Here is an 11,519-nt window from a genome sequence, read left to right on the forward strand (position 1 = left end):
GCAGTGCTATTCGTTGATGACTTTTTCCTTTGCAACGCTCCTGCGTTCGTGCTGCCGTGTTTCCGGAAATACCCGGCCGTTGCACTCCCTGTACGCCCAGCCCCATGTGGTACTGGGTTTCATCTCGCTACTCTCACTCAGCGCCTGTTCTGCAGGAAAACCCGCAGAAAAGGCGCTGGTGCGAGTCACCGCGCAGCCGGTTGCCTTACTGAACGTTGCCGGCAGTGTGACGCTGACGGGCGATATCCAGGCTCGCAAGGTGACCGAGCAATCGTTTCGTGTCTCCGGCAAGCTGATCAAGCGATACGTGGATGTCGGGGATCGAGTGCGGGTCGGACAGGTGCTGGCCAGACTCGACGCCCGCGAGCAAAACACCGAGCTGGCGTCAGCCCGTGCCGAAGTCGCCGTACGACAGTCGCGGCTGCACCTCGCCGAACAGAACTACCAGCGGCAGCACGTGCTGCTGCCCAAGGGTTATACCAACCTCAGTGAATACCAGAAGGCCCGCTCCGGCCTCGACAGTGCGCGGGCGGATCTCGCCGCGCTGCAGGCGCAGCAGGCCAATGCGCGTGACCAGGTCGGTTATACCGGGCTGTTCGCAGCAGCCGATGGCATCGTGACGGCGCGGTATGCCGAAGAAGGTCAGGTGGTTCAGGCCGCCACTGCGATTTTCAGCGTCGCCCACGATGGCGAGCGCGAAGCGGTATTTTCCGCGTATGAATCACTGCTGCGAGCCGATCAGAAAGGTGCCGCAGTGACTGTCAGCCCCTTGGGCCAGCCAGAGACTCAGCTGAACGGCATCATCAGGGAAATCACCCCTATCGTCTCCGCCGCAAATGGCACGTTGCGAGTGCGCGTTGCTCTGCAGGGCGCCGCTGCGTCGCTCGCCCTGGGCTCCGTGGTCAGCGCTCGCTTGCAGACGCAGTCGCAATCGGCGTTCGCCCTGCCCTGGTCCGCCTTGAGCCGTACACAAGGAAAACCGGCAGTCTGGCGGGTGGACGCCCAGGCCAGGGTCAGGCTGACGCCTGTCAAAGTGCTGCGTTACGAACAGGGTCAGGTCATCGTTTCAGAAGGGCTGTCCGAAGGTGATCGGGTGGTGTCCCGGGGGCTGCAGTTTCTCTACCCGGGGCAACGGGTAGAGGTCGCAGGGCAAGCGCAAGCCGAACAAAGCGTCTCGCTGGCGTCATCGGGAGCTGCGCAATGAGCACCTCGTACGCAGAAACACGAACCAGATCCCGCTGCTGGCTGATCTGCATTCTGATCGTGGCTCTGCCGGGCTGCCGCGACAAACCGCTTCGCGAGGTTGTCGAACGCCCGGTACTGTTCACCGAAATAGTCGATCAGCGCAGCGCCTCTCATGGCCGCTTCGCCGGCGTCATTCAGCCGCAGTATGAAGTGGCATTGGGGTTTCGCGTCGCAGGGCGACTGGCAAGCCGGCATGCGGAGATCGGTGATCGGGTGCGCAAGGGCGATCTGCTCGCCACCCTGGAACCCGGCGACCAGCAACACCGTTTGCGTGCCCGCCAGGCGGAACTCGGCAAAGCGCAGTCCGCCTGGCAACAGGCACGCGATGAATTGACGCGCTACCAGCAACTCTATGAGCGCGGTATCGGCTCGCGAGCGCGAATGGATCAGCTGGACAACGACCTGCGCACTCAGGACGCGCTGCGCAATCAGGCCCGCGTCGCGCTGCAGCAAGCCGGTGATCATGTGTCCTACACCCGCTTGTCAGCCGAGTTCGATGGCCTGATCACAGGATGGCAAGCCGAAGTCGGCCAGGTCATGGCGACCGGTCAGGCAGTGGTCAGTCTTGCGCGCCCGGACAGCCGTGAAGCGGTCGTCGACTTGCCACTCGGTTCGCTGGATGAACGTCACCGCATCAGAGTGATTTCGCAACTCAACGAACAGCTTTCAGTGGCCGCGAACGTCCGCCAGCTTGCGCCGCAAATCAATGCCGAGACCCGCACTCAGCGCGTCCGCCTGGCCTTGCAGAACCCTGCGGACAGCTTTCGCCTGGGCTCGACCGTCACGGTAGAGATCAGCGGCGACGCGCCGGCGTTTCACGAGCTGCCCGGCAGCGCAGTGCTGCAGCGTGACGGCACCTCTCAGGTATGGGTGATCGACCCAACGACATCGACACTGGTCCCGCGCGCGGTGCAGGTACTGGCGCGATCGGGCTCGACGGTAAGGGTCAGCGGCGCGCTGCACGAGGGCGAAAAAGTAGTGACTGCCGGCGTCAACGGCATGCAGTCCGGACAGAAGATCCGCCTGCAGCGAGAGGTCAGTTTGTGAAGGAGCGCTTCAATCTGTCGGCCTGGGGGCTCAGGCATCGCACGCTGGTCTGGTACATGATGTTCGTTTCACTGCTGATGGGCAGCTGGTCATTCCTGAATCTGGGGCGTGAGGAAGACCCTTCATTCGCCATCAAGACCATGGTCATTCAGGCGCGCTGGCCGGGTGCGACGCTGCCCGACACCCTGCAGCAGGTGACTGACCGGCTGGAAAAGAAGCTCGAAGAAATCGACGCGCTGGATTACGTGAAAAGCTACACGCTGGCTGGCGAATCGACGCTTTTTGTCTTCCTCAAAAGCGAAACCCGCAGCGCCGACATCCCTGCGGCCTGGTATCAGGTGCGCAAGAAGATCAGCGATGTGCGCGCCGAACTGCCCAGCGGCATTCAGGGCCCGGCGTTCAATGACGAGTTTGGCGATGTGTTCGGCAGCATCTATGCGTTCACCGCCGATGGCCTGTCTTTCCGCCAGTTGCGCGATTATGTCGAGCAAGTGCGCGCGGATATTCGCAGCGTGCCCAACCTGGGCAAGATCGAATTGCTAGGCGCCCAGCGCGAAGTCATTTATCTGAATTTCTCGATCCGCAAGCTCGCGGCGCTGGGCATCGATCAGCGCCAGGTGCTGCAAAGCCTGCAAGCGCAAAACTCGGTCACGCCGGCCGGCGTGATGGAGGCAGGTCCCGAACGCATTGCCGTGCGGGCCAGCGGACAGTTCAGTAATGAACAGGACCTTGAGGCGGTCAATCTGCGCTTCGGCGACCGGTTCTTTCGCCTCAGCGATCTGGCGACCATCGAGCGCCGTTATGCCGATCCGCCCTCCTCACTGTTCCGCTTCAACGGCCAGCCAGCCATCGGCCTTGCGGTGGCCATGAAGCAAGGTGGCAACATCCAGGCATTCGGCACCCAGTTGCAGCAGCGCATCGACGATCTGACCACCGAGCTGCCGCTGGGCATCGACGTGCACCTGGTCTCAAGCCAGGCCAATGTGGTCGAAAAAGCCATCGGCGGCTTCACCCACGCACTCTTTGAAGCGATCCTGATTGTGCTGGTCGTCAGCTTCATCAGCCTAGGCATTCGTGCCGGTCTGGTGGTGGCCTGTTCGATTCCGCTGGTGCTGGCGCTGGTCTTCGTGTTCATGGAGTACAGCGGCATCACCATGCAACGTATCTCGCTGGGCGCACTGATCATCGCTCTGGGGCTGTTGGTGGATGACGCGATGATCACCGTCGAGATGATGGTCACCCGCCTGGAAAGCGGCGATTCGTTACCGCAGGCCGCTACCTTCGCGTACACCTCGACCGCCTTCCCGATGCTGACCGGCACATTGGTGACCGTCGCCGGTTTCGTGCCCATCGGCCTGAACTCCAGTTCCGCAGGCGAATACGTGTTCACCATGTTCGCCGTCATTGCCGTGGCGTTGCTGCTGTCCTGGCTGGTGGCGGTACTGTTCGCGCCCCTGATTGGCGTGCACATCCTCAAGGCCTCGGCGCAACATGCCGCGCCGGGGCGCTGGATGCGTGGTTTCAGCCGCCTGCTGGTCAAGGCACTCGAGCACCGCGGGTGGGTGATCGGCATCACGTTGCTGATGTTCATCGGGTCGCTGTTTGCAGGCAGGTTGCTGCAGAACCAGTTCTTCCCGGACTCCGACCGCCCGGAAATCCTCGTGGATATTTACATGCCGCAAAATGGCTCCATCGAAGGTACGCGCCAGACCATGGACCGCTTTGAGGCAACGCTCAAAGAAGATGCCGATGTAGTGCGCTGGAGCTCTTACGTGGGCAAGGGCGCAGTGCGTTTCTATCTGCCGCTGGATCAGCAATTGAGCAACCCGTTCTACGGGCAACTGGTGATCGTCAGCCAGGGAGGCGAAGCGCGTGACCGGCTGATCGAGCGCTTGCGTCAGCGCTTTCGTGACGATTACGTCGGTGTGGGTGGCTATGTTCAGCCGCTGAACATGGGGCCGCCGGTGGGCTGGCCGGTGCAATACCGGGTCAGCGGACCGGACATCGAGCAGGTGCGCAGCCAGGCCATGGCGCTGGCGGCGATTCTCGATGCCAACGCCAATATCGGCCAGGTCATCTATGACTGGAACGAACCGGGCAAGGTGCTGAAGATCGACATCGCGCAGGACAAGGTGCGCCAGTTCGGTCTGTCCTCCGAGGACGTGGCGCAAATCCTCAACAGCCTGGTCAGCGGCACCACCATCACTCAGGTGCGTGACAGCACCTATCTGATCGACCTGGTCGGACGCGCAGACAGCGACGAACGCAGCTCGGTGCAGACCCTCGCCAATCTGCAGATCCCCACACCCGGCGGTGCGAGCGTGCCGCTGCTGGCGTTCGCCACGCTCAGTTACGAGCAGGAACAGCCACTGGTCTGGCGCCGCGACAGGCTGCCGACCATCACCCTGAAAGCCAACGTGCTCGGCACCTTGCAGCCGGCAGCGCTGGTCAGGCAATTGAAGCCCGACGTCGATGCCTTCAGCGCCCGCCTGCCGTTGCGCTACTCGGTCGCCACCGGCGGCGCCGTCGAGGCCAGCGCGCGCTCACAGGGTCCGATCCTGAAGGTTGTGCCGTTGATGCTGCTGTTGGTGATCAGCTTTTTGATGATCCAGTTGCACAGCGTGAAAAAACTGCTGCTGGTGGTCAGCGTGGTGCCGCTGGGCCTGATCGGCGTGGTCGCAGCCTTGTTGATTTCCGGCTATCCGCTGGGGTTCGTGGCGATTCTGGGCGTGCTGGCGCTGATCGGTATCATCATCCGCAACTCGGTGATTCTGGTCACGCAGATCGATGAATTCATTGCCGCCGGGGAAAGCGCCTGGACATCGGTGGTCAAGGCCACCGAACATCGCTGCCGACCGATTATGCTCACCGCAGCGGCCGCGAGCCTGGGCATGATCCCGATTGCCCGCGAGGTGTTCTGGGGGCCGATGGCCATTGCGATGATCGGCGGCATCGCCATCGCCACCCTACTGACCCTGTTTTTCCTCCCGGCGCTGTATATGGTCAGCTATCGGATCAAGCCACCTGCTGTTTAGCCGCTCAGATTTCCACCGGCAGGAAATCGAACAGTGCCTGCGGAGCCTCGACCAACATAATGCGCTTGAGCGGGTCCGGGCAGTCGAGCGCGCGGAACTGCTCGACCACATCGGTGTAGCTGACCACGTGCTCATGCTGGGTGTGTGGCCAGTCGCTGCCCCATACCAGCCGGCGCGGACCAAAGCTTTGCAGCAGCAACGGCAATGCCGCGCGAGCGAACGCCGCGTTCTGCTCGACACTGCCGCCCAGACGGTAGATTGCCGAAACCTTCATCCACAACTGCCCGCTCAGGCCCAACTCCAGCAAGGCCTGGAAGGCCGGATCAGCAACACCAGGACGCGCATCGGGCCGCCCGAAATGGTCAATCACCAGCTTGCAACCGAACGGCAGCAACTGCCGGATCAGCCCTGGCAGGTCAGCGACCTCGCGGTGCAGTTCGACATGCCAGCCGAGCGTCCAGATGTGTTTGAACAGCGTTTTCCATTCCGACGCGGAGAAGTCCGGCAGCGGCTTGCCGATCAGGTTCAAGCGGATGCCGACGATGCCCAGCCCGGCCATACGCTGCAACACGCCGCGACTGATGTCCGTGTCGACCACGGCCACGCCGCGCAAGCGGTCCGGAGCCTGCGCCAGGGCGTCGAGCAGAAACCGGTTGTCAGTGCCCAGAAAACTGGGCTGGACCAACACGCCGTGGCTCAAGCCATGTTCGCTCAGATTGGCCAGATAGGCGTGCACCGTCGCGTCGTAGTCCGGACTGTAACGTCGTCCTGACGCCAGACTCAAATCCTTGCTGAAGACATGTGCGTGGGCATCGATGCCCAGCATTGGTGTGGTACAGGAATCAATCATGGGTCCGTCTACAAGAAGTCAACGCGGCGCCGCAACGCCGCGGATGAGAGGATTTTCAAGCCTGCTGCGCTGCGCCCTTGTCCAGTGGTTCGGCAACCGGCGGCGTGGCCTCGAGGTTGCGCCCACGGGTTTCCGGCAGACAGAACGCAGCAATCATCGCCACGCCATAGGCAATGCCGGCGTCGATTCCGATGGCGCTGCCGAGCGACATTGACTGGCTCATATGCCCCACCAGAAACGGGAACACTGCCGACAGCACACGCCCGAAGTTGTAGCAGAAGCCCACCCCGGCACCCCGCACCTCTGCCGGGTACAGCTCGTTGAAAAACGAGCCGAGGCTGGCCGGAATGCCTGCGGCAAAGAAGCCCAGCGGAAAGCCGAGAAACAGCATCTGTGTGTTGCTCAACGGCAGCATCAAGTAGCACTGCACGGTGACCACGCAGCACAAGGCGAACAGCATGATGTTCTTGCGTCGACCAATACGGTCGATCAACAGGCCGCTGCACACGCAACCGCACCAGAAGGCAACGATAATGACCGCCAGATAGCCGCCGGAACTGAGCACGGACAGGTTGCGCTCGGTTTTGAGGAAGGTCGGCAACCAGGTCATGACCGCGTGATAACCGCCGTGCGCACCGAGGCCCAGCAAGCCACCGAGCAAGGTAACGCGCAGCAGCTCGGGGCGAAAAATCCCGGCCATCGATCTGAAGAAACTGCCCTTCGGCGCAGCGCTTTTCTGCATGCGCTGAAAACTGTCCGGCTCTTCGACGTTGCGTCGCACCCAGATGATCATCAGGGCAGGCAACAGGCCGACAAAGAACATCACCCGCCAGGCGATATCCTCCGGCACAAATGAATAAATCAGGGTAAACAGCACCACCGCCAGCCCCCAACCCACGGCCCAGGCACTTTGCACAGTGGCCATGACTTTGCCGCGGTAGCGGGACTGGATCGTCTCGGCCATCAACACCGCGCCTGCCGCCCACTCGCCACCGATACCAAAGCCCTGCAGTGCCTTGACGATCAGCAATTGGTTGAAACCGGTCACGAACGCAGACAAAAAGGTAAACAAGGAAAACCACAGGATCATCCACTGCAGCGTGCGCACCCGGCCGTAGCGGTCGGACAGCGTCCCGCCCACCCAACCACCCAACGCGGAGGTCACCAGCGTTACCGCACTGATCAGGCCGGCATCGCCCTTGGTCAGGGCAAAGGCAGCAATCAGGGCCGGAATGGCCAGACCGAACATCTGCACTTCCAGCGCGTCCAGCGACCAGCCGCCAAAACAGGCCCAGAAGGTCTTGCGCTCTTTGGAAGTGACATCGCGATACCAGCTGAACATGGCTTTTATCCTTATGGGCGTTGAACAGCTTGGGCAGGCTGCAGCGCTGTCAGCGAATTTCCACGCTGTAGCGGAAATGACTGGCGTGCCCTCGCGAACGACGCCATTCCAGAGGTTCACCCGCGTAATTGAGCGCCAGGCGTTCGATGACCACCACCGCACTGCCGACCGGAATCTGCAGCAGCCGGCCGTACACGTCGTTGACCGTCTCGGCCGTCAGGCTTTCTTGCGCACAGGCGACCACCTGACCGCAGGCTTCTTCGTAGATCGGATAAAGCAATGGCCCCTGCGTATCGAGGTCAAGCTCCAGCAATGCCTGAAACCGCGCACGTGGCAGCCAGATCTCTTCGGCCAGCACCGGCTGGCCATCCATCAACCGCAAGCGGACCATACGAATCACCGGGGCACCGGCGGCCATCCCCAGCGCCTGAGCGACCGACGAAGGCGCGTCCACAGGCTCGACGGACAAAATCCGGCTTTCCGGCACCCGGCGTTCACCCGCTTCGGTTTGAAAACGGAAAAAACGAAACAGCGAAGACTGAAACTGCGCACGACGAATGAACGTGCCACGCCCCTGCTGACGCTCCAGAATGTTGTCACTGACCAGCAGATCAATGGCCTTGCGCACCGTGCCGGTGGACAGGCAATACTCGGCAGACAAAGCCGCTTCGGTAGGAATCGCCTCACCCGGACGCCAGCGATTGTTGGCGATCTGTTGCGCCAGGCTGTCGCGCAGGCGCTGATAAAGCGGTAGACGTTCGTCGCTGGAAAGCTTGTTCATTATTTTATTCATCCAGTCATCTATATGAATTTCTGAAAAGAGTATTCATCCGTGGCAAGCGAAGGTCAATAGTTCGCGAGCGTGCGTGACTATACCGACACATCGCTGCGCTTCGCTGATCATCATTCCCGGAAATATCCTGTATCAACTCGCCGCACCTACTTAATGGCCGACAAAACCGTTAGCCTGCGCTGCATCGATCAAAAACCGTCTGACAGACACGCTTTCACGTCTGGCAGTCCCTGCTCAAGCGAGACTTTCATGCCCCACTCGTCCCAATCCCCGCACAACGCTATGACCATGACCCCGGCCATGGTCATGCTGTTCGCCTTCTGCTGCGGCGCGATTGTCGCCAACATCTACTACGCACAGCCGATCATCGAGCTGATTGCGCCGGACATCGGGCTGTCGAGCACGGCGGCCAGTCTGATTGTCTCGTTGACGCAGATAGGTTACGCCCTGGGTTTGTTCTTTCTGGTGCCGCTGGGTGACTTGCTGGAGAACCGCAGGCTGATGCTGGTGACGACTGTCGTCGCGATTCTCAGCCTGCTGGGTGCCGCCTTCGCCGAGCAGCCGAATGTGTTTTTACTGGTCTCGCTGCTGGTGGGCTTCAGTTCAGTATCGGTGCAGATGCTCATTCCGTTGGCGGCGCATCTGGCTCCGGAGGAGTCGCGTGGGCGGGTCGTAGGCGGGATCATGGGCGGACTGCTGCTGGGGATTCTGCTGGCGCGGCCGATTGCCAGTCTGGTGGCCGACCATTTCGGCTGGCGGGCGGTGTTTGGATCGGCGGCCGTGGTGATGATCGGCATCAGCGTGGTACTGGCGACCACCATGCCAAAACGCCTCCCGGATCATCGCGCGTCCTACGGCCAGTTGCTGTTCTCGCTGTGGACTCTCCTTCGTACCCAGCCGGTGCTGCGTCAGCGTGCCTTTTATCAGGCGTGCATGTTCGCAACCTTCAGCCTGTTCTGGACCGCCGTCCCGCTGGAGCTGTCACGCAATCATGGGCTGTCGCAAACCCAGATCGCGATCTTCGCCCTGATCGGCGCGATCGGAGCCATTGCCGCGCCCATCAGCGGCCGACTGGCAGACGCTGGCTACACCCGCATCGCCTCATTGGGCGCGCTGCTGTTCGGCGCGCTGAGCTTTCTTCCCGGCCTGGTTCATCCAGCGTACAGCGTGATTGGCCTGGCCATAACGGGCGTAGTGCTGGATTTCTGCGTGCAGACCAGCATGGTCCTGGGCCAGCGCACGGTCTACGCGCTGGATGCCGCCAGCCGCAGCCGCCTCAACGCGCTGTACATGACCAGTATTTTCATCGGCGGCGCGATTGGCTCGGCAGTCGCCAGCCCACTGTTTGATCACGGTGGCTGGACCTGGGTACTGATCGCCGGCACGGCACTGCCGCTGATTGCACTGCTCGCGCTGCTCAGGGATCGATCCAGGCAGAATGCGTAAACGCTGCACTTTGTAACTGATTTACAGGATAATGCCGCGGCGATGGTATAGCCCATCGCCCTTCTGGCTCTCTCTCGCAACTCAAGGCTCGCGTATCCGGCACCTCTGGATCTGCGCGATTGAACACGGATTGTACACACGCCTCATCCCAAGGCTCCGAATCCGTCGATACTGCTTTTCAAGCGCATCGGCACGCACTTGCGCAACCCGAACAAGGCATAACAGCAATGGACGCAGCACCACGAACAAGCAAGATTTCCGCGATTTTCGCCAAGATATCGCTCGGCATCAGCGGTATGATCGGGGCTATCTGGAGCATCTTCACCTACCTTTTCCCGGACCCGGCCGTTCTTGGCCTCAGTATTGACTTCATAAACTGGAAGACACTGGTCGTTATCGTCGGCACCGGCATGGTGATAAGCGGGCTGTACATCGCAATCATGGCCAGAAAGCTTCCATCGCCGCTCAAGCTCGGCGTCTGGCTGGCACTGTCACTATTTCTCTGCGCGGTGTTTTTCAAACTGGGCGGCGAATACGCTAAACCTTCGGTCGATTTCGCCCGCGCTCAGACACTGTTCACCGAGAACGAAAGCGCCAACCTGTTCGGCAAGCGCTCCGAGACCGTCGACAACGTAAGTATGGAGTTGCTGGGTTGTGACCAGAACGGCCAGTCGCCTACCTGCATGCTGGAGCTGATCAATAAAAGTGCCGATCGCGACTTCAGGTTTCTCAACCCGATCAGCCTGTTCGAAGAAACCGGCGGTGCGCTGGGGCTTTCGCAACTGCGTGTCGGCGATGCAAAGTTCGATCGCTGGGACAGCTTCCAGTTGATCCGCAACGTGCCTACCCGCGTGACACTGATCTTTGAAGCGACCAAGGGCCGTGTGAAGCAGTCACCTGCCTTGAAGCTGACCTTCCGCGATCGCGAGAACAAGGACAACGTGCTCAAGTTCAACGAGGTCAAGGTCAACTAGTTGACCGAAGATTGAGCGTCGCCCCCTCGGACGACGCACGTATTCACTGGCGGTTTGACTGCTTCAACCAAGCCGCCAGATCCATCACTTCAGCCTCGTTGATGCTGTGCCCCATGCCTTCATAGGCATGTAACTGTGGCGTCAGACCGAGCGTTTTCAACGTCGCCTCGGCTTGCGGTGCACTGGCATAGGCTACCTGGCGATCCTGGGTGCCGTGACCGATGAATACGCTCAGGGCCTTGAGGTCGTCGGAGGTTTTGACCTCGGACTTCACGACCGGCAGCAGCCGTCCGCTCAATGCCGCAAAACCGCCGACCAGTTTTGGCTGTCGCAGGGCAACTTCGTAACTCATCATGGCGCCCTGGCTGAAACCGATCAGGAAGACCTTGCCAGGCTGCGTGTGAAACTTTTCAGTGGCCTTGCCAATGAACGCAGCCAGCTGGGTACCGCTGCTTTTCAGGTCTTCGGTCACACCGTCATAATCCGCGACGCCGGGCTTCTGGGTGAACCACTTGTAGCTGTCAGCACGCAACTCCATCGGCGCCTGTACCGACACATAGTTGTAGTCGGCCGGAAGCTCTTCCTTGAGCCCGAACAGGTCGGCGGCATTGCTGCCGTAGCCGTGGATGAAAATCACCAGCGGCTGGTCAGGCTTGTCGACATTGGTCTGCGCGAGATAATCGAGCGGCAGGTCCGTGTGCAAGGTGTCCTGCGCCTGCGCCATTGCGGTAAAGGCAAACAGTAAGGCAGCGAAAAATCTCAGCATCTGTTCATGACCTCTGTTTGA

At 60.9% G+C, this 11,519-nt stretch carries 9 protein-coding genes; 5 read left to right on the forward strand and 4 right to left on the reverse strand.

Translation table 11 applies throughout. From position 1 onward, the window contains the following. Window positions 1-16: 16 nt before the first annotated feature. From KUIN1_RS16005 to KUIN1_RS16015, 3 genes are read left to right on the forward strand one after another with little or no spacing between them, the layout of a single operon-like run. The gene (locus KUIN1_RS16005) at window positions 17-1,204 is read left to right on the forward strand and encodes an efflux RND transporter periplasmic adaptor subunit (RefSeq protein ID WP_152092122.1); all 1,188 of its coding nucleotides are present in this window, start codon (window positions 17-19) and stop codon (window positions 1,202-1,204) included. Beyond that, the gene (locus KUIN1_RS16010) at window positions 1,201-2,292 is read left to right on the forward strand and encodes an efflux RND transporter periplasmic adaptor subunit (protein ID WP_152092123.1); all 1,092 of its coding nucleotides are present in this window, start codon (window positions 1,201-1,203) and stop codon (window positions 2,290-2,292) included. The genes KUIN1_RS16005 and KUIN1_RS16010 overlap by 4 nt, the downstream gene beginning before the upstream one ends. After that, window positions 2,289-5,327 (forward strand): efflux RND transporter permease subunit, encoded by a 3,039-nt coding sequence (locus KUIN1_RS16015; protein ID WP_024639646.1) that lies wholly within the window; start codon window positions 2,289-2,291, stop codon window positions 5,325-5,327. The genes KUIN1_RS16010 and KUIN1_RS16015 overlap by 4 nt, the downstream gene beginning before the upstream one ends. A 4-nt stretch (window positions 5,328-5,331) precedes the next feature. Here KUIN1_RS16015 and KUIN1_RS16020 read toward each other — a convergent pair whose 3' ends face one another. Genes KUIN1_RS16020 through KUIN1_RS16030 form a run of 3 tightly spaced genes read right to left on the reverse strand, consistent with a single transcriptional unit; the run spans window position 5,332 to window position 8,300 of the window. After that, window positions 5,332-6,177, reverse strand: a complete 846-nt coding sequence (locus tag KUIN1_RS16020) for an amidohydrolase family protein (RefSeq protein WP_024639647.1) — start codon at window positions 6,175-6,177, stop codon at window positions 5,332-5,334. A gap of 55 nt (window positions 6,178-6,232) precedes the next feature. Then, window positions 6,233-7,519: an MFS transporter gene (locus tag KUIN1_RS16025; RefSeq protein ID WP_003404995.1), complete on the reverse strand. Its 1,287-nt coding sequence runs from the start codon at window positions 7,517-7,519 to the stop codon at window positions 6,233-6,235. Window positions 7,520-7,568: 49 nt separating this feature from the next. Then, a complete protein-coding gene (locus KUIN1_RS16030; protein WP_172980062.1) occupies window positions 7,569-8,300 on the reverse strand; it encodes a GntR family transcriptional regulator in 732 nt (243 codons plus the stop codon). 261 nt (window positions 8,301-8,561) lie between these two features. On the opposite strand from KUIN1_RS16030, the gene KUIN1_RS16035 reads away from it, so the two are divergent. Both KUIN1_RS16035 and KUIN1_RS16040 read left to right on the forward strand, forming a co-directional pair. Next, entirely contained in the window at window positions 8,562-9,758 is a 1,197-nt protein-coding gene (locus tag KUIN1_RS16035) for an MFS transporter (RefSeq protein WP_011268247.1), read from the forward strand. Window positions 9,759-9,985: 227 nt separating this feature from the next. Continuing rightward, entirely contained in the window at window positions 9,986-10,732 is a 747-nt protein-coding gene (locus tag KUIN1_RS16040) for a hypothetical protein (RefSeq protein WP_116886240.1), read from the forward strand. A gap of 43 nt (window positions 10,733-10,775) precedes the next feature. Here KUIN1_RS16040 and KUIN1_RS16045 read toward each other — a convergent pair whose 3' ends face one another. After that, entirely contained in the window at window positions 10,776-11,498 is a 723-nt protein-coding gene (locus tag KUIN1_RS16045) for an alpha/beta hydrolase (RefSeq protein ID WP_024639649.1), read from the reverse strand. Window positions 11,499-11,519: the final 21 nt, after the last annotated feature.

The sequence above is a fragment of the Pseudomonas sp. KUIN-1 genome (assembly GCF_009176725.1).
Taxonomy (GTDB): domain Bacteria; phylum Pseudomonadota; class Gammaproteobacteria; order Pseudomonadales; family Pseudomonadaceae; genus Aquipseudomonas; species Aquipseudomonas fragariae.

Excerpts from the sequence above, each read along its gene's own strand:
- KUIN1_RS16005 (WP_152092122.1), top strand. The coding sequence starts at position 17 with ATGACTTTTTCCTTTGCAACGCTCCTGCGTTCGTGCTGCCGTGTTTCC.
- KUIN1_RS16010 (WP_152092123.1), top strand. The coding sequence starts at position 1,201 with ATGAGCACCTCGTACGCAGAAACACGAACCAGATCCCGCTGCTGGCTG.
- KUIN1_RS16020 (WP_024639647.1), bottom strand. The coding sequence starts at position 6,177 with ATGATTGATTCCTGTACCACACCAATGCTGGGCATCGATGCCCACGCA.
- KUIN1_RS16025 (WP_003404995.1), bottom strand. The coding sequence starts at position 7,519 with ATGTTCAGCTGGTATCGCGATGTCACTTCCAAAGAGCGCAAGACCTTC.
- KUIN1_RS16030 (WP_172980062.1), bottom strand. The coding sequence starts at position 8,300 with ATGAACAAGCTTTCCAGCGACGAACGTCTACCGCTTTATCAGCGCCTG.
- KUIN1_RS16035 (WP_011268247.1), top strand. The coding sequence starts at position 8,562 with ATGCCCCACTCGTCCCAATCCCCGCACAACGCTATGACCATGACCCCG.
- KUIN1_RS16040 (WP_116886240.1), top strand. The coding sequence starts at position 9,986 with ATGGACGCAGCACCACGAACAAGCAAGATTTCCGCGATTTTCGCCAAG.
- KUIN1_RS16045 (WP_024639649.1), bottom strand. The coding sequence starts at position 11,498 with ATGCTGAGATTTTTCGCTGCCTTACTGTTTGCCTTTACCGCAATGGCG.